The sequence below is a fragment of the Patiriisocius marinus genome (genome assembly GCF_008974325.1).
Taxonomy (GTDB): domain Bacteria; phylum Bacteroidota; class Bacteroidia; order Flavobacteriales; family Flavobacteriaceae; genus Patiriisocius; species Patiriisocius marinus.
The window spans coordinates 147775-165004 of sequence record NZ_BKCG01000004.1 but is presented as its reverse complement, the minus strand read 5'-3'; the positions used below and the strand labels follow the sequence as shown (position 1 = coordinate 165004).

The 17230-nt window shown below is 33.9% G+C and carries 18 protein-coding genes; 11 read left to right on the top strand and 7 right to left on the bottom strand.

Annotated features, from left to right (window positions below):
- Positions 1-5 precede the first annotated feature (5 nt).
- The 6 genes from GBH57_RS09210 (at position 6) to GBH57_RS09185 (ending at position 6837) form a co-directional block, all read left to right on the top strand.
- Positions 6-1322 carry an ABC transporter permease gene (locus tag GBH57_RS09210; protein ID WP_151674200.1) on the top strand — a complete coding sequence of 439 codons (1317 nt, stop codon included), beginning with the start codon at positions 6-8 and terminating at the stop codon, positions 1320-1322.
- A gap of 6 nt (positions 1323-1328) precedes the next feature.
- A complete protein-coding gene (locus GBH57_RS09205; protein WP_151674199.1) occupies positions 1329-2261 on the top strand; it encodes a mechanosensitive ion channel family protein in 933 nt (310 codons plus the stop codon).
- Positions 2262-2273: 12 nt separating this feature from the next.
- Positions 2274-3176 (top strand): DUF6268 family outer membrane beta-barrel protein, encoded by a 903-nt coding sequence (locus GBH57_RS09200; RefSeq protein WP_151674198.1) that lies wholly within the window; start codon positions 2274-2276, stop codon positions 3174-3176.
- Positions 3177-3179: 3 nt separating this feature from the next.
- On the top strand, positions 3180-4343 hold the full coding sequence (locus GBH57_RS09195) for a sigma-54-dependent transcriptional regulator (RefSeq protein WP_151674197.1): 1164 nt from the start codon (positions 3180-3182) through the stop codon (positions 4341-4343).
- 144 nt (positions 4344-4487) lie between these two features.
- Positions 4488-5366, top strand: a complete 879-nt coding sequence (locus GBH57_RS09190; RefSeq protein ID WP_151674196.1) for a PPK2 family polyphosphate kinase — start codon at positions 4488-4490, stop codon at positions 5364-5366.
- 61 nt (positions 5367-5427) lie between these two features.
- Positions 5428-6837, top strand: a complete 1410-nt coding sequence (locus GBH57_RS09185; RefSeq protein ID WP_151674195.1) for a M20/M25/M40 family metallo-hydrolase — start codon at positions 5428-5430, stop codon at positions 6835-6837.
- 4 nt (positions 6838-6841) lie between these two features.
- Here the strand turns inward: GBH57_RS09185 and GBH57_RS09180 are convergent, their stop codons facing one another.
- Together GBH57_RS09180 and GBH57_RS09175 are read right to left on the bottom strand one after the other, a co-directional pair.
- Positions 6842-7576 (bottom strand): DUF1853 family protein, encoded by a 735-nt coding sequence (locus GBH57_RS09180; protein WP_161596086.1) that lies wholly within the window; start codon positions 7574-7576, stop codon positions 6842-6844.
- 71 nt (positions 7577-7647) lie between these two features.
- Positions 7648-8103: a DUF1801 domain-containing protein gene (locus GBH57_RS09175; RefSeq protein ID WP_151674193.1), complete on the bottom strand. Its 456-nt coding sequence runs from the start codon at positions 8101-8103 to the stop codon at positions 7648-7650.
- Positions 8104-8215: 112 nt separating this feature from the next.
- On the opposite strand from GBH57_RS09175, the gene GBH57_RS09170 reads away from it, so the two are divergent.
- Positions 8216-9604: an MATE family efflux transporter gene (locus GBH57_RS09170; protein ID WP_235904680.1), complete on the top strand. Its 1389-nt coding sequence runs from the start codon at positions 8216-8218 to the stop codon at positions 9602-9604.
- A gap of 7 nt (positions 9605-9611) precedes the next feature.
- On the opposite strand, the gene GBH57_RS09165 is transcribed toward GBH57_RS09170, so the two are convergent.
- Positions 9612-10172, bottom strand: coding sequence for a hypothetical protein (locus tag GBH57_RS09165; protein WP_151674192.1), 561 nt, complete (start codon positions 10170-10172; stop codon positions 9612-9614).
- A 385-nt stretch (positions 10173-10557) separates the two neighbouring features.
- On the opposite strand from GBH57_RS09165, the gene GBH57_RS09160 reads away from it, so the two are divergent.
- Entirely contained in the window at positions 10558-10788 is a 231-nt protein-coding gene (locus GBH57_RS09160) for a DUF8828 family protein (RefSeq protein ID WP_151674191.1), read from the top strand.
- Positions 10789-11376: a phosphatase PAP2 family protein gene (locus tag GBH57_RS09155; protein ID WP_151674190.1), complete on the top strand. Its 588-nt coding sequence runs from the start codon at positions 10789-10791 to the stop codon at positions 11374-11376.
- Between the two features lie 8 nt (positions 11377-11384).
- On the opposite strand, the gene GBH57_RS09150 is transcribed toward GBH57_RS09155, so the two are convergent.
- From GBH57_RS09150 to GBH57_RS09140, 3 genes are read right to left on the bottom strand one after another with little or no spacing between them, the layout of a single operon-like run.
- On the bottom strand, positions 11385-13040 hold the full coding sequence (locus GBH57_RS09150) for an ArnT family glycosyltransferase (protein WP_151674189.1): 1656 nt from the start codon (positions 13038-13040) through the stop codon (positions 11385-11387).
- A complete protein-coding gene (locus tag GBH57_RS09145) occupies positions 13024-13656 on the bottom strand; it encodes a lipid-A-disaccharide synthase N-terminal domain-containing protein (protein ID WP_151674188.1) in 633 nt (210 codons plus the stop codon). The genes GBH57_RS09150 and GBH57_RS09145 overlap by 17 nt, the downstream gene beginning before the upstream one ends.
- Positions 13653-14363: a glycosyltransferase family 2 protein gene (locus GBH57_RS09140; RefSeq protein WP_151674187.1), complete on the bottom strand. Its 711-nt coding sequence runs from the start codon at positions 14361-14363 to the stop codon at positions 13653-13655. The genes GBH57_RS09145 and GBH57_RS09140 overlap by 4 nt, the downstream gene beginning before the upstream one ends.
- 122 nt (positions 14364-14485) lie before the next feature.
- On the opposite strand from GBH57_RS09140, the gene GBH57_RS09135 reads away from it, so the two are divergent.
- Positions 14486-15424 (top strand): NAD-dependent epimerase/dehydratase family protein, encoded by a 939-nt coding sequence (locus GBH57_RS09135; RefSeq protein ID WP_151674186.1) that lies wholly within the window; start codon positions 14486-14488, stop codon positions 15422-15424.
- On the opposite strand, the gene meaB is transcribed toward GBH57_RS09135, so the two are convergent.
- Positions 15421-16500, bottom strand: a complete 1080-nt coding sequence (gene meaB / locus GBH57_RS09130; protein WP_151674185.1) for a methylmalonyl Co-A mutase-associated GTPase MeaB — start codon at positions 16498-16500, stop codon at positions 15421-15423. The two genes, GBH57_RS09135 and meaB, sit on opposite strands and share 4 nt — an antisense overlap.
- A 95-nt stretch (positions 16501-16595) precedes the next feature.
- Between meaB and GBH57_RS09125 the strand changes: the two genes are divergently transcribed.
- On the top strand, positions 16596-17018 hold the full coding sequence (locus tag GBH57_RS09125) for an organic hydroperoxide resistance protein (RefSeq protein WP_151674184.1): 423 nt from the start codon (positions 16596-16598) through the stop codon (positions 17016-17018).
- Positions 17019-17230 lie beyond the last annotated feature (212 nt).

Here is a 17230-nt window from a genome sequence, read left to right as displayed (position 1 = left end):
CAATTATGAATCATCTTCCATTAATAATAAAGAGAGAATACCTTAATAAAGTTCGTAATAAGTCTTTTATTATAATGACTTTTTTGAGTCCATTAATATTTGTAGGAATTTTTGCCCTAGTGGGATATTTATCAAGCGTAAACAATGATAATGTTCGTAATATTTCAGTATATGATGAAAGCGGTATGTTTATCAATAGCTTTGAAGATACTGAAACTGTTAAGTATAAAATACTCACAAGTGGTACATTAGACGAAGCCAAAAAAGTTACTGAAAATGATAAAAGCTATGGATTACTTCACATTCCAAAAACGGAAAATTTAGTCCAGCTTGCTAATGCTACTACATTTTATTCAGAAGAGTCACCTGCTATAAGTGTGATGAATAAAATGGAGCGTACAATTGAAACTAAAGTTAATAATGCTCGTTTAAAACAAGCAAATATCGATGCTGAAAAAATAAAAGAATTACGAGTTGATCTTGAAATTAAACAAGAATCATTTGCAGGTGAACGTACCTCAGAAGTAGGGTCAATTGCTAAACTTATTTTTGGTGGTGCCGCAGGATACCTTCTTTTTATGTTTATTATTATTTATGGAAATATGATAATGCGTAGTGTAATAGAAGAGAAAACTAGTCGTATTGTTGAGGTTATTATTTCTTCAGTAAAGCCTATTAAATTGCTCTTAGGTAAAATTATAGGTACTTCTCTAGCAGGAGTAACACAATTTGTTGCTTGGGTTATTTTAATAGGTGTCTTATCATCAGTAGTTGCATTAGTGTTTGGTATTGATCCAGGTGCTATGCAAGGACAACAACAAGAAATGCTATTGCAAAGTCAAGGTGTTGAAAGTGGTTCTCCAGATTTTATGTTGCAAGTGATGGATGCTTACAATAGCTTACCCTTAGTTAATTTAATAGTTATGTTCTTATTGTTTTTTATAGGAGGATACCTTTTATATGCTTCGTTATACGCTGCAATTGGTGCTGCTGTAGATAGTGAAACAGATACACAGCAATTTATGATGCCAATACTTATGCCTTTAATTTTAGCTGTGTATGTTGGTTTTTTCACTGTTATAGAAAATCCACATGGTACCGTATCGCAAGTCTTTAGCTACATACCTTTTACATCACCAGTGGTTATGTTAATGCGTATTCCTTTCGGAGTTCCAGTTTGGCAGCAAATACTTTCAGTGGTGATTTTATTTGTTACATTTATAGGAATAGTTTGGTTTGCTGCAAAAATTTACCGTGTTGGTATTTTAATGTACGGTAAAAAAGCTTCATACAAAGAAATTGCTAAGTGGCTTAAATACTAATAATTAGTGCAAGAAGACGTAAAAGATAAAATAGAAGAGGTGGTTAAAGAAGATGTGTGGGGAGCTATACAGGACTTTTTCAACTTCGAGATTATCACGTTTGGTGAAGGAGAAAATCTTGTAAAGATTACTCCTTGGGCAATCCTATTAGTAGTACTTGCATTTGTTATGGCAAGCTTTCTGCTAAAGTGGATTCGTGTGCTCTTTACTAGAAAAATGGATGCGCAGGATAAAAACAAATTTATCAGCGTATTTAAATTTATAAAATACATCACTTATATCGTTGTTGTATTTATGGTTTTAAGTGCTTCGGGGATAAATGTAACTCCGTTTTTAGCGGCTTCAGCAGCACTATTAGTAGGTTTAGGTTTAGCGCTACAAGAGTTGTTTCAAGATGTAATAGGAGGGATTTTTATAATCTTAGACAAATCACTTCTAGTGGGCGATATTGTTGAAGTAGATGGTAAAGTAGGGCGAGTTTTTGATATTAAACTTCGGACTACTAGAGCGATAACTCGCGATGATAAAATTATCATCATTCCTAATCATAAATTTATTTCTGAAACAATATACAATTACACCCAAAACCATAGAACAACAAGAGAGTCCGTAAACGTTGGTGTAGCTTATGGAAGTGACACGCGTCTTGTTGAAAAATTACTACTTAAAAGTGTGAGTGAACAACGCGGAGTTTTAAAATCTCCAAAACCTTTTGTGTTGTTTCAAGATTTTGGCGACTCTTCATTAAATTTTAGCGTTCTTTTCTACATTAATGACAGTTTTGTTGAACCACGTATTAAAAGCGAGATTCGTTTTAAGATAGATACTTTATTTAGAGAGAATAATATCACAATTCCATTTCCTCAAAGAGATGTGCACATATTTAACACAAAATTAGAAACAAATAAAAACGATTCAGATAATTTAGCGGAAGATTAATAATCAATCCTTATGATATACAAGAGTCTCGTGTTTATTTTAGTATCGTTTTTATTTGTGCAGAATTCAAATGCACAACTAACCGATCTTGCGCGTTTAGAGTATACGTATTTTCCACAAGATAATTCGGATAACACCTTTAAGCGACTCCGCGCTTTCGTTAATTACCCATATGAGATATACGAAGATGCCTATTTAGTAGTAGGTGTAGAGTACCGAAATGTAAATCTATTATTAAGAGATAACTTACCTTTTGACAATAATAATATTGAAAGGTTTCAATCTTTTACAGGATCATTAGGTTTTACAGATAAAATGGAAAATAATTGGCGCTGGGCAGTTCAAGCTGAAATAAAACTAGCATCAAATTTTGATAATTCAATCACAGGAGACGATTATATTTTTGGAGGAAGCGCATATTTTATAAAAGATCGAACTAAGCTTACACAGGAAAATATGCCTAAAAAGCCTTGGCGATTAATAATGGGATTAAACTATTCAACAACCGCGGGGAGACCATTTCCATTACCGTTTATTAACTATTATAGGGAGTTTGCACCTAAATGGTCGCATACATTGGGAGTGCCTAAATCAAACGTAAAATATAAATTTGTTCCAGGAATGGCTTTCCAAGCATTCATAACTCTTGACGGTTTTTATGCTAATATTCAGGAAAACACCCCTATTAGTCTTCCAGATAATAGCCAACTGTTAGGAGAAAACATATCTTTGACAACCTTGCTTTCTGGTTTAGGATATGAATGGGAATTTATGGACCATTTTGTGTTTTATGTGTATGGTGGACACACCATAATTAATGAAATAAGATTTAGAGATTCAGCAGGAGATAATGTATATGTAATCAATGATGAAAATAATTGGTACGGAAGATCAGGAATCAAAGTAAAAATATAATGTATGCCTAAAATTTTAATAATCGAAGACGAAGCAGCTATTAGAAGAGTGCTTGTTAAGATACTAAGTGAAGAAAGTAATACATACCAAGTAAGCGAGGCGGAAGATGGTTTAGCAGGTATTGAACTCATAAAAAACGAAGATTACGATCTTGTACTTTGCGATATAAAAATGCCTAAAATGGATGGAGTAGAAGTACTCGAGGCGGTTAAAAAAATTAAACCAGAAACTCCTATGGTTATGATTTCTGGACACGGAGATTTAGACACAGCAGTTAACACAATGAGGTTAGGTGCTTTTGATTATATTTCAAAACCACCAGATTTAAATAGATTATTAAATACAGTACGTATTGCGCTCGATCGTAAGGAACTTGTCGTAGAAAATACCCGCCTAAAAAAGAAGGTGAGTAAAAACTACGAAATGATAGGAAATAGTGACGCTATTTTTCAAATCAAAGAAATGATTGAAAAAGTAGCGCCTACTGAAGCCCGTGTTTTTATTACAGGACCAAACGGAACTGGAAAAGAATTAGTTGCGCACTGGATCCATCAAAAAAGTGACCGTAGTAATGGTCCTATGATTGAAGTAAACTGTGCTGCAATACCAAGCGAACTTATTGAAAGCGAATTATTTGGTCACGTTAAAGGCGCTTTTACTTCTGCAAATAAAGATCGCGCAGGTAAGTTTGAAGCTGCAAATGGCGGTACAATATTTCTTGATGAAATAGGCGATATGAGCCTTTCCGCACAAGCAAAAGTATTGCGCGCACTTCAAGAAAATAAAGTGCAACGAGTAGGTAGCGATAAGGATATTAAGGTTGATGTTCGAGTTGTTGCAGCAACCAATAAAGATTTAAAAAAGGAAATTGCAGAAGGCAACTTTAGAGAAGATTTATATCACCGTCTTGCAGTAATCCTTATAAAAGTGCCCGCGCTGAATGATCGTCGTGAAGATATTCCATTACTTATATCATATTTCGCAAAGAGAATTTCTACAGACCACGGAACATCACCTAAGCAGTTTAGTGATAAGGCAATAAAACTTCTTCAGGAGTATGATTGGACAGGGAATATTCGTGAATTGCGTAATGTAATTGAGCGATTAATAATCCTTGGTGGAGATGAAGTGAGTGAGAAAGATGTAAAGCTCTTCGCTACTAAATAGTGAAACTTAAAGTATTATTTAGGCTTCGGAAATATTCTGAAGCCTTTTTTTATGCCGAAATTTTAAGTATACTACAATTGTTAGAACATCCGTATCTTAGCTACAAATAAATTATAATAAAACTATTAAAATTTCCGAAGCATTATGAAATCGATTGACATTTCTGAATACAAAGTAACTAGTAAAATTGCTATTAAGGAGTCAAATACCTTTGTTGATTTAGAGGCAGATGAAAAGGCTATTGAAGATGCTTTAGAAGAAACGCGTGAGCAATTAGGAGAATTACAGGATACCTTGTATGCTCACGGAAAATATGCTGTTTTGGTATGTTTACAAGGAATGGATGCAGCAGGAAAAGATAGTTTAATACGTGAAGTTTTTAAAGATTTTAACGCTAGAGGAGTTGTGGTGCATAGCTTTAAAGTGCCAACCGAACTTGAGAAAAAACATGATTTTCTATGGAGACATTATATAGCATTGCCGGCTAGAGGGAAATTTGGTGTTTTTAATCGTACACATTACGAAAATGTATTAGTAACAAGAGTTCACCCAGAATATATAATGGGCGAAAATATTCCTCATATTAATGGAGTGGAAGATATTGATGATAAATTTTGGGACAAACGCTTTGAGCAAATCAATAACTTTGAAGAAACCATCGCAGATAATGGGACTATAATTTTTAAGTTCTTTTTGAACTTATCGAAAGAAGAGCAAAAAAACAGGCAATTGAGAAGACTTCATAAAACTTCAAAAAACTGGAAGTTTTCAGCAGGTGATCTTGATGAACGCGACTTATGGAGCGATTATATGAGTTGCTATGAAGATATACTTAATAGAACCTCAAAACCTCATGCCCCTTGGTATGTAATTCCGTCAGATGATAAGCCGTCTGCAAGACTAACAGTGGCATCAATTATGCTACAAGAATTACAGAAATACACTGATATTAAAGAACCTGAATTAGATGATAAAACTAAAGCTCGTATTGACGAGTTTATAGCAAGGCTAGAAAGTGAATAAATTTAAGAGATATTTTCACTTTTTTGTCGTCTATTAAATCACATACCGAATTTCCATATTTATGAAAAAAATACTTTTACTTTTTGTTGTTTGTAGTTTTCAAACCATTTTTTCTCAACAGGTAAATCAAAAAGATGCTACAATGTTGAGAGCAATTTACGATGCTTCATTATTAAACGGTAAATCGTATGATTGGCTTGATTACTTATCTAATAAAATAGGAGGTAGATTATCTGGTTCAACAAATGCAGAGAAAGCAGTAAAATACACTAAAGCTGAGCTTGACCAATTAGGACTTGATAAGGTGTGGTTGCAACCAGTAATGGTTCCTAAATGGACTCGTGGTTTAAAGGAATATGCTTTTATGGAAACAGGTCCTGGGCGAACAACAACAATGGATATTTGTGCTTTAGGTGGGTCTGTTGCTACACCAAATGCTGGCTTAAAAGCAAATATAGTTGAAGTGAAAAATTTAGAAGAATTAGCCACATTAGGAACTGAAAAACTAAAAGGAAAAATTGTATTTTTTAATAGACCAATGCAAGCTAATCTTATTCAAACATTTGAAGCTTATGGTGGATGTGTTGATCAACGATATTCTGGCGCTGCAGAAGCTGCAAAGTATGGTGCTGTAGGTATTGTGGTGCGTTCAATGAATTTACGTCAAGACGATTTTCCTCACACAGGGGCAATGAGTTATGGTGATTTGCCAGAAAGTAAACGTATTCCAGCTTGTGCTATTAGTACCAATGGCGCAGAGCAACTTAGCAATACATTGAAACTAATACCAGATTTAAATTTTTACTTTAAGCAAAACTGTAAAGTTTTCCCTGATGTTGAGTCTTACAACGTTATTGGAGAGATTACAGGTACTCAATATCCTAATAAATATATGGTTGTTGGAGGACATTTAGATTCGTGGGATTTAGGAGATGGTTCTCACGATGATGGTGCAGGAGTTGTTCAGTCAATGGATGTCCTTAGACTATTGAAAGAAATAGGTTACAAGCCTAAACACAGCATTCGTGTTGTCTTATTTATGAATGAAGAAAATGGATTACGCGGTGGTCGTGAATATGCAGAACAAGCATTATTGAAAAAAGAAAATCACGTGTTTGCTTTAGAAAGCGATTCTGGAGGATTTACTCCTAGAGGTTTTTCGTTTGACTGTGACGAAGCAAACTTTGCTCAAATTGAAAGCTGGAGATCATTATTCAAACCATATTTAATACACTATTTTGAAAAAGGAGGTAGTGGTGCAGATATTGGTCCATTGAAAAAAGATGGAATGGTCTTAGCCGGGTTGCGTCCAGATAGTCAGCGTTATTTTGACTATCATCATGCAGAGAATGATACCTTTGATGCAGTTAACAAAAGGGAATTAGAATTGGGTGCTGCAACAATGACAAGTCTTATTTACTTGATGGATACTTACGGTGTTAAAAATGGATTTACTCAAATTAAAAATTAACCCATTACCACCAAACCACAAAAAATTTTCTATTAATAGCGTTCTTCTTTTCGTAAACTTGGACAGCCCTTTTTTCTTTAATTGAAATATTAATTTGAATTGTAGCCTCATTATGGTCTAGCCAATTTTCTATAGATTCAGCAGGGAGTAGCCATTGTTTTTTAGAAGGAAGCGCATAACTATAATCACTTTTCAACTTTAGATCTTCAAATGAAATCCAGGTGCCAACAACACATTCTTGATATTCAATTGGTAATGTGTGGAGATCAATTTTTTGAGGGATATAAAGGGAAGTAAGAATACAGTGCTCTTGTTTAAATTGAGATGCTTTGATATTTAATTCGGAAAGTAATCTTTTTGATTCTTGGCGATGTAGCAGTGGAAACTGTTTTTCTTTTAATTTATTCAGTTTATCTAGTAAGGTGTCTTTTCTATTAGGCCCAATCCATTTGCCTTCAAATTCGCTCTCTATTGCTTCGTCTAAAAGATAGAATTTACAAGCAACTTCTACGTGAATATAAGCTTCAGTTTCTAGATTTTGAACTAAGTAATCTATTTCGCCAATGGTAATTTTTTCATTTTGAATTTGTCTGTTGGAAGCTAATAACTTGTATTTGGATGATATTGAAAGCAGATGCTCAAAAATAGCTTCAGCTTGTTTTCCTAGAATAATGTCTGGTAATTTGTAATCTTCAGTTAGTTTATTTTCTGAAATAGTAAAGCTGAAATTTTCGTACAAGAACGTTTCCGAAGAACATTTAATTATCGGAATATTTAAAAAATGTTGAAGTAGTTTATTTGAAATACTATTTACTTTTTGATGGTAGCTTCATAACGTTCAATCCATTGGTCAGCAGTCATTTTAGAAACCAATTCTCCTAGAAGATTTACGGGAATTTTTTTAATATTTTTAAACCGAATACAACTTTTACCCATATCTAGCTTGTTTGTAGCGTGTTTTGGGTATTCATTTTTAAACCATTCTAAAAGTTTTGGGTCGCTGTAAATCCCCATATGGTAAAAGTTGATGCTGTTTTTTTGTGAAGCTAGATTCATAAACGGCAATGGTTTAGTTGTATCACAGTGATAGCCGTCTGGGTATTTAGAATGTGGTACTACATAGCCTAACATCCCGTAATTCATACATTCTTCAAAACCTTTGGGAAGATTTTTTAAAATCACTTTTCTTAAGTTTTCCATTACCTCTTTTCGCTCTTCTGGTAAGCTTTCTATATATTCTTGGGGTGTAGTGGCTGTAGATTGCATTTTTTAAGTTTTTAGTATTTCGGTTTAAAGATAAAAGAAGTGATGATAAAATAAAATAATATGTGCTTTAGCGTGTTGCCATTGACTAAATTTGCTAAAAAAAATAAAAGCGTTGTTAAAGCAATACACAAAGGAATTTAAATATAACCTTACCCTTGCAAGTCCTGTAATTTTGGGAATGTTAGGACATACTGTTGTGGCTTTTGTCGATAACATTATGGTAGGGCAATTAGGTACTGCTGAACTCGCTGCAGTGTCATTAGGGAACAGTTTTATGTTTATTGCAATGTCGTTAGGAATTGGATTTTCAACGGCCATTACACCCCTAATTGCAGAGGCTGATGCGGAAGGCAATTTTGAGAAAGGGAAATCTTCATTTAAACACGGTCTCTTTCTATGTGCTATTTTAGCTGCTTTTTTAGTGGCTGGAGTTTTTTTTGCTAAGCCATTAATGTATGCAATGAAGCAACCTGTTTCGGTGGTTGACTTGGCGTTGCCTTATCTTAATCTTGTTACGGTTTCATTATTTCCGTTAATAATATTCCAAGCTTTTAAACAATTTAGTGATGGGTTGTCACTTACTCGATACCCTATGTATGCTACCGTTGTTGCTAATGTTGTAAACGTGGTGCTTAACTATATGTTTATTTTTGGTAAATGGGGAGCGCCAGAATTAGGTATGATTGGTGCTGCAATTGGGACTTTAGTTTCTCGTGTAATTATGGTGCTTTATTTATGGTTTTTACTGTATAGAAAAGAAAAGTCTAAGCCTTATGTAACTTCAATAAAACTTTTTACGCTTTCTAAAGCGATGCTTAAAAAAGTGTTCAATTTAGGTTTTCCTTCAGCATTACAAATGTTTTTTGAGGTCGCTATTTTCACAGCTGCTATTTGGCTTTCAGGAATACTTGGTAAAAATCCACAGGCTGCAAACCAAATAGCACTTAATTTATCATCTATGACATTTATGGTCGCAATGGGTTTTAGTGTTGCAGCCATGATACGTGTGGGGAATCAAAAGGGGTTACAGCGTTTTGATGAATTACGTCGTATTGCATTTTCTATATTTTTACTCTCAACAATATTAGCTGTTGTCTTTGCAATTTTCTTTTTATTATTCAGAGAATTATTACCTGGATTGTATTTGAATTATGATAACCCATTAGAGTTAATGGATAATACTGAAGTTGCAACTACAGCTGCAACATTATTATTAGTTGCTGCGGTTTTTCAAATAAGTGATACAGTCCAAGTTGTTGCTTTGGGAGCACTTCGCGGAATGCAAGATGTAAAAATACCTACCATAATTACTTTTGTCGCCTATTGGGTGGTAGGATTTCCTATTATGTATTATTTAGGATTATTTACTGATTATGGTAGTATGGGGATCTGGATAGGGTTACTTGCGGGACTTACAGTTTCAGGTGCTTTATTGTTTTTAAGATTTCATTCTTTGTCTAAGAAATTGGCAAATTCTGGTACATTAAAAAGTATAAGTTAGAAAATTGCTACATTGTTTTTTGATAAGAAATATTAGAGATATTGAGAACCCCTTTTTCAAATTCATCAATTAAATTTTTATACAATTCTATTATAGGTTCAACAACATCTGTCCAGTCATCAAATTCTAAGTGATATTTAGTTGAAATGCTTTTACTTTCATTAAATTCACACACGATTAAAGGATCAAAAGCTCCTTTTTTAGCAATTAGTTCTAATTTTATAAATGATTTATTTGCTAATAAAAAACTTTTAATGTTCTCATTTTTAGCTGTTATTTTAAAACGACTTTTTCTTCTAAGAAATAAGTTTTTGAAATGAGAAATCGTATCAATTTTAAAATCTGTGACCTTTAGCGTTGAAGAAAAATTACAAGTGATGATCCCCACAAATGAATTTCCTGTACTATTCATCACAGAAAAATTATGGTCTTTATAATTAAATTTTACAAGATATGTTACGTTGGGACTCCTTACTCCTAAACCGTGACCGCTAAGTATATCTTTGTCTTTAAAATAAAATTCTCCGCCTTCTGTTTTAGCTAAATTTTTAAAAAATGCCCTTTTCATAGATTCAAATCTATTACCACTTAAGTAATAACTATAATAATTAGTAACTGTTTAGATAGTATATTTCAATGTACTACTATTAACTAGTTTTATAATGTAAACCTAAGTAAACGTTATGTTTGTCGAAAACTAAATTTATGATTAGGCTACTCGATATTTATAAAAGCCGACTGATTTAGTTTGTACAATGCTTGAGTTCTATATACTTTAGCTTCAGGTTTAAACTTCAAGATATCTCTATTTATAAAGTATATGTCTATTGAAAAAGAAAAGTTTAATCTTGTTTAATTAATTGGTTGAAAATCTCGAAGTATACTTCGAGATTTTTTTGTTTTAAGGTGAATTTAAAAAGCAGTAATTTTATCCCTCGAAAACGAACTACATTATGCAACTTCCAGAATATATTTTAGGTGACAACAGTGATTATCCAAATGCAATCTATGTGATACACACAGAATTCCCTCGTTTCATAATCAATCTTGAAGATGATGAGGTGGAATGGTTGGAGGAATTTGATCAACACGATCAAAAAGAACTTGAAGCAGAAACTGAAAACTTCATAAAAGAGGCAACGGCCTTTTATGATCGTGAAATAGCTCTTTACGAAAAAGAATAAATGCTAGACCAATTACTTTCATACGACGAGCAACTTTTTTTATTCCTAAATAATTTAGGAACAGAGTCGTGGGACGAATTTTGGAAAGTCGTTACAGAAAAATGGTCTTCAATTCCGTTATATGTAGCGCTTTTATATTTAGTATTTAAAAATCTAGGGGCTAAAGGAACATTGATTGTAATGCTTTGTGCGGCAGTTATGATAACTGCAAGTGATCAACTAGCAAGTTTGTTTAAATACGTATTATTTAAACGCCCACGCCCTTGTAGGGTAGAGGAATTGCAAAACCTTATGCGCTTTATTGCTGATGGCTGTGGCCGTTACGGTTATTTTTCAGCACATGCAGCAAGTTCTATGGCAGCAGCAGTGTTTTTAGGCCTACTACTTAAGCCATATTATAAATACCTACCGTTTCTATTACTTTTTTGGGCAGCAGTGTTAGCCTATTCTCGTATTTATCTAGGAGTACATTATCCTCTCGATATTATAACAGGAATGTTTTTTGGAGCTTGGATTGGTTACGGAATCTTCCATTTAAATAAATGGGCACAGCGTAGATTTAATGCTGAAATATTACAAACCAATTAATAGTGATATTATTTTGAAGCTTCTGAAGTTGTGGAAGTAATTACATAAAAATCACGCCATAATCTAGACTTATGTTGTCTATTACCTTGAGGTTGTGGATTCATATCGTACTTGTCAATTTTCTCGATGCGATACCCATTAAATGTTTTTTCAAATAATTCCATATCGTGTTCGGCTACAAGAATTCCAAATTTATTTTCATTTGGTATCACAACTTCTTCTCCGTTATGTAATACGGGTATGTTTGCCTTATAATCCCAAATCAATTCTGGAGTAAAAAATGTTAATTCGTAAATAGGAAGTTGTTTTGTTTTATTCCATTCACGTAAGTCTGCCATGGCTTTATACTCGGGGTTTACCGTTGTTTGTTTTGCAAGAGGCATCCCAAAACAAGTGATGCATATTATAAATGCAATTGTTAAATAGAATACAGGTTTAATGCTTTTTTGTTTCAGTTTAATAACTATGTTTATTGCTATAGCAACTAATAATAATGATAAAGTAATAAACCAAAACCAATCGCCTCCACTTAAATTATCTTTAAGAAAAATATATCCTCCAATAGGGAATGCAATTCCAATTAAAGCTATTAATCCGAAATTAAAATACACAGGTAATTTCTCTTTCCAATTTTCCATTTGGCGAAAATTTCGGAATAAATACATAATGTAGAAGCCAGTATTTAAAGCAAGTGGAATTAACACAGGCAGTAAATAACGAGATTTTTTCTCTGGAATAATTGACAGTAAAATAACTGAAGTCATTGTCCAAATAAATGTAAATAGATATCCTTTTTTGTCGAGTACTTTATTTTTTAAATAAGGATATAAAAGTCCAACAAAAGCCGGGATTGTCCAAATACCACTTTGTGTGAAGAAACTCCAGTAATAGTAAAAAGGACGCACGTTATAACTTGTCCAGTTTCCAGTTTCTTTATTAGTAATTGCAAGTACTGTTTCTGCATCAAAAACATACGTGTAATAATGCCACCAAGCTGATAGTATAAAACTCACGACTAAAAATAATAGTAATGGGAGGATACGCGTCTTCATTTTCTTGAACTTATATACCCAACCAAAAGCAATTAAAAATGGAAGTAATAAAGCGTAAAGTGACACAGGGCCTTTACTCATAAACGAGCAGCCAAAGAAAATAGCAGCCGCTAAAGCACGACCATATTTGTAGGTATTCTCTGTGAAAAAGCGATAAAGTTGATAAATTGTCAACATCATAAACCCGTGAGTAAAAATATCCCATTGTCCATTTCTACCAGAAAATATAATGTAAAATGATGTAGCCAGTACTAATGAGCTAATAAAAGCATAAGTGCGCTGTGCTGTAAATCTAATAGCAATACTGTAAGTGGCTAATATTAAAACTAATGTAATTAGTGCTGCAGGAAGTCTCATTGCAGTTAAACTTTCTAAACCAAAAAGTGCTGCAGAAATTGCCGTAAGCCAAGTGGGTAATGGTGGTTTTTGATAACGAGGTTCTCCGTTAAGAGTAGTTAGTAACCAATTATCATCTTGCAGCATTTCTCTTGCTGTTGCAAAATTTCGGGCCTCCATTATATTTACCCATATCGCGTCAAGATTCACAAAAAAGATTCCTGTGCAAACAAGTACAAGAAGTACAACGGGATTTTGTTTAAGAAATTGAATCATGCTGTTTTTTCCAAATAAATATATTACGAACGTAGATAACCAATCCTGCGCAATGCCCTACAAATAAAACAGGGTCTTTACGTAATATCGCATAGGTTAATATTAAAGCAGCTCCAAGAACACTTAAAGTCCAAAAGCCAAGAGGTAATTCGCTTGATTGTTTTTTCTCACTATGGATCCACTGATAGACGAAGCGAAGCGTAAAAATTACTTGTGCTACAACTCCTAAAATTAATAACCACTGTGGTATTGCATCGTTCTTAAAAAGAGCATCAATATCGTATTGCCCATTGTTATATCCATAGATAACAATAATTATAGGGAATAATAATAGGGACCAGCGCAATAGAAAAGGAGCAATTTTCCACTGTCCTTGAAAATGTAAATTTCTAATGTAAATGTAATAGGTGAGTGCTTGCCCTAACATAATGGCAAAATCATCTCTAAGATACCCGTAAACAAATAGTAAAAAGGAAGCTATTAAACTCAGTTTCCAAAAAAGTGAGGGTGTTACAATACGTTTACTTTTTTCTGAAAGAATCCACTGTACAAGCAATCTCCCTGAAAATAAAAGTTGAGCTACAAACCCAATGGTATAGATGAGAAATGGACTCATCCTTTATTCTCAATTTCGTAATTAATATATTTTTTCTTCATCCATAAATATGCGAAACAATCCATTAATGGACCAATAAGCCTATTCCAAACTCCAAATTTTGCCGTTCCAGCTACACGTGGAAAATGCCTAACGGGTATTTGTAAAACGGTTCCGTTTTGTAATAAAATCATCGCAGGTAAAAATCTATGAAGTCCTTTAAACATTGGAATACGTTTTGCATATTCCGTTTTGATAACTTTTAGAGGGCAACCAGTATCGTCCATACCATCGTGAGTGAAAGCACGGCGAATACCATTTGCAATAGTTGATGACATATTTTTCACAAAACTGTCCTTTCTATCTGCACGAACACCTGTAACTAAATTATACGTGCCGCTATGTTCTAAAAGCAAGTTAAAATCTTCAGGAGCTGTTTGTAGATCACTATCAATGTATCCTACATATTCAGTAGTTACATTGTCAAATCCTGCTTTAATTGCAGCACTCAAGCCTCTATTTTCTTTAAAATTAATAAACCCAAAAGCTTTATTACGGCTGCAAATAGTTTCAATCATTTGCTGGCTGTTGTCCTTAGAGCCATCATTCACAAATAATATGCACGTAGGTTTGGTTGCTATTTTGGTATATGCAAGTAACTCTTTCTCTACACGATCAAGGTTCTCTTCTTCGTTATAAACTGGTACTATTATGGTAAATTCGTACATTTTAAATGCTCAAGGTTTTGTGCAAAAGTATTTCTTTTTTGAAGAATGCCGCAAAATTAAAAGACAAGCTTAAAAAAGATGTTATTTTTACAATAGATTTTACAAGAAATAGCGATTAGCGTATGAATGTTTTAGTTACTGGAGCTGCAGGTTTTATTGGGTCACACACGTGCGAACGATTAGTTCAACTTGGGCACACGGTAACTGGAATAGATAATTTTTCACCATATTATGATCGCGCTTTAAAGCAACTAAATGCTGAAGCAATTAAACATGTAGGCGTAACGCTTATTGAAGCAGACCTACGCAGCGCTCCTTTAGCCGAAATTTTACCAGAAAAAATAGATGTGCTTTTTCATTTTGCGGCACACCCAGGTATTTCTGCAACTTCAAGCTTTGAAGATTATTATACGAACAATATAATAGCTACACAACGTCTATTAGATGTTTTTGAAACTAGAACGCACAAACCATTTATTGTAAACATTGCTACATCGTCTATTTACGGACTAGAAGCTACTTTAACTGAAGATCAAGCGCCTTTGCCTGCATCTTGGTACGGAGTTACAAAACTTGGCGCAGAGCAGCTAGTGTTAGCGTATTCACGTAGAAACATCATTAAAGGATGTTCGCTTAGATTGTATTCAGTTTATGGACCACGTGAACGACCAGATAAGTTGTACACTAGATTAATTAAAAACGGTTTAAATGATGAGGCATTTCCACTTTTTGAAGGGAGTGAAAAACACCTTCGTAGTTTTACCTATGTGCAGGATATTGTAGATGGAATTGTTTCTACAATCGATCATCAAGAAGTATGTGATGGCGAAATTTTCAATTTAGGTACCGAAGAAGAAAATACAACTGCTGCGGGAATCGCAACTACTGAAAAAATACTGGGTAAGAAAATAGCTATTGATCATAAACCTGCTAGACCTGGAGATCAATCTCGTACCAAAGCAAATATTAATAAAGCACGCCAACTTTTAAAATACAACCCTCAAACTAGTTTAGAAGATGGATTAAAGGCTCAAGTTGATTGGTATAAAAATAATTTTTAGGACAATTCAAGTAAAAGTGCAGCAGCTGCAAAAGGGGTAGTTTTGTTTTCGGAAAGTAAGATGAGTTGTTTTTCTAGTTCAGCCGAAATTTTCTCATCATTATAAAAATCACTTTTCAATCTGCTTTCGATAGTTTGTAATAACCAGAATTTTTGCTGTTCGTTTCTCTTTGAGGCAAAATGATTACTTTCTTTCATTTCAGAAACAAAATCAGCTATTACGGTATCAACTTCTTCGACACCTTCATTATTTAAGGCACTGCAAGTTAATGTTTTTGCAATCCAACCATTACTTTTAGGAGGATAGAGGTGTAGGGCACGATTAAATTCAACTTTAGCAATTTTAGCAGCTCTTATGTTTTCGCCATCAGCTTTATTAATAACAATAGCATCTGCCATCTCCATAATTCCGCGTTTGATACCTTGAAGTTCATCACCAGCTCCTGCCAATTTTAATAACAAAAAGAAATCTGTCATAGAATGGACGGCTGTTTCACTTTGTCCCACACCTACAGTTTCAATAATAATATAGGTGAATCCTGCAGCTTCGCAAAGTATAATAGCTTCTCTAGTTTTACGAGCAACTCCTCCTAAAGAGTCTCCACTTGCAGATGGTCGAATAAATGCTTTTTCATTTGTAACCAGCGATTCCATTCTTGTTTTATCACCCAGAATACTTCCTTTGCTTAAGCTGCTACTAGGGTCTACAGCAAGTACTGCAACTTTGTGCCCTTTTGTAGTAAGCAAGTTACCATATTGTTCAATAAAGGTGCTTTTTCCCACGCCCGGAACTCCAGTGATTCCTACTCTAATGGAGTTGTTAGAATGTGGTAAACAGGCTTCTACTAGTGCTTTGGCTTTTTCTTGGTGTTTAGTGGCAGTGCTTTCAATTAATGTAATTCCACGGCTTAATGCTGTCACATTTCCGTTTAAAATACCATGTAATAACTCCTTTACAGAGTGCTTTTTTTTACGAGCCTCTTGAAGTTTTTGCGCGGCACTTTTAGAAAGAGCATCAGGTTGTTCTATTCCAGCTTGCTCGTTTAAAGCACTTGTATTTTTAGTAGGTTTTGACACGATGACAATTTAGCAATATTTTATGAATCTATCTTTTTTAATACAATGCTATCTCCGTAATTTAGTACTTATAATTAATTAAAATTTAAAACGAGATGAAAACGTTATATACAGCAAGCGCAACAGCAGTAGGTGGAAGAAAAGGACACGTAAAGAGTGGTCCCATAGATTTAGCTTTATCTACGCCAAAAGGTTTAGGCGGTCCAGGTGGTGAAGGTACAAATCCAGAGCAGTTATTTGGTAGTGCTTACGCAGCTTGTTTTGGTGGAGCTTTAGGTTTAGTTGCTGGAAACGAAGGTGTAAAACTTGATGGTGACATTGAAGTTGAAGCAACAGTAAGTTTAGGTAAAACAGATAAAGGTAATTTGCAAATTGAAGTTGTTTTAGATTGTACAATTCCTGGTGTAGATACTGAGGTTGGAGAGGATTTAATTAACAAAGCTCACGAAGTTTGCCCTTATTCAAGAGCGACACGCGATAATATTACTGTAGAATTAAATTTAATGGTTTTAGAATAATTTCTGAAATATTAAGAAGTTGAAAATCCCGCCATTTGGTGGGATTTTTTTATGAATTAAAAAGACAGTGTATTAGCTATGTCTTCTCGATCAGAGTCTAGAGTTTTCTTGATTTTAGCTACTATTTCTACAACCTTTAATGTAAAGGAAGATTTCGACTGTGCTCAAGTAGATAAAATGATATATTTAATATTTCCTCTTATTTACTATTG

Excerpts from the sequence above, each read along its gene's own strand:
- GBH57_RS09185 (WP_151674195.1), top strand. The coding sequence starts at position 5,428 with ATGAAAAAAATACTTTTACTTTTTGTTGTTTGTAGTTTTCAAACCATT.
- GBH57_RS09145 (WP_151674188.1), bottom strand. The coding sequence starts at position 13,656 with ATGAGTCCATTTCTCATCTATACCATTGGGTTTGTAGCTCAACTTTTA.
- GBH57_RS09150 (WP_151674189.1), bottom strand. The coding sequence starts at position 13,040 with ATGATTCAATTTCTTAAACAAAATCCCGTTGTACTTCTTGTACTTGTT.
- GBH57_RS09160 (WP_151674191.1), top strand. The coding sequence starts at position 10,558 with ATGCAACTTCCAGAATATATTTTAGGTGACAACAGTGATTATCCAAAT.
- GBH57_RS09155 (WP_151674190.1), top strand. The coding sequence starts at position 10,789 with ATGCTAGACCAATTACTTTCATACGACGAGCAACTTTTTTTATTCCTA.
- GBH57_RS09200 (WP_151674198.1), top strand. The coding sequence starts at position 2,274 with ATGATATACAAGAGTCTCGTGTTTATTTTAGTATCGTTTTTATTTGTG.
- GBH57_RS09190 (WP_151674196.1), top strand. The coding sequence starts at position 4,488 with ATGAAATCGATTGACATTTCTGAATACAAAGTAACTAGTAAAATTGCT.
- GBH57_RS09165 (WP_151674192.1), bottom strand. The coding sequence starts at position 10,172 with ATGAAAAGGGCATTTTTTAAAAATTTAGCTAAAACAGAAGGCGGAGAA.
- GBH57_RS09135 (WP_151674186.1), top strand. The coding sequence starts at position 14,486 with ATGAATGTTTTAGTTACTGGAGCTGCAGGTTTTATTGGGTCACACACG.
- GBH57_RS09125 (WP_151674184.1), top strand. The coding sequence starts at position 16,596 with ATGAAAACGTTATATACAGCAAGCGCAACAGCAGTAGGTGGAAGAAAA.
- GBH57_RS09195 (WP_151674197.1), top strand. The coding sequence starts at position 3,180 with ATGCCTAAAATTTTAATAATCGAAGACGAAGCAGCTATTAGAAGAGTG.
- GBH57_RS09175 (WP_151674193.1), bottom strand. The coding sequence starts at position 8,103 with ATGCAATCTACAGCCACTACACCCCAAGAATATATAGAAAGCTTACCA.
- GBH57_RS09210 (WP_151674200.1), top strand. The coding sequence starts at position 6 with ATGAATCATCTTCCATTAATAATAAAGAGAGAATACCTTAATAAAGTT.
- GBH57_RS09140 (WP_151674187.1), bottom strand. The coding sequence starts at position 14,363 with ATGTACGAATTTACCATAATAGTACCAGTTTATAACGAAGAAGAGAAC.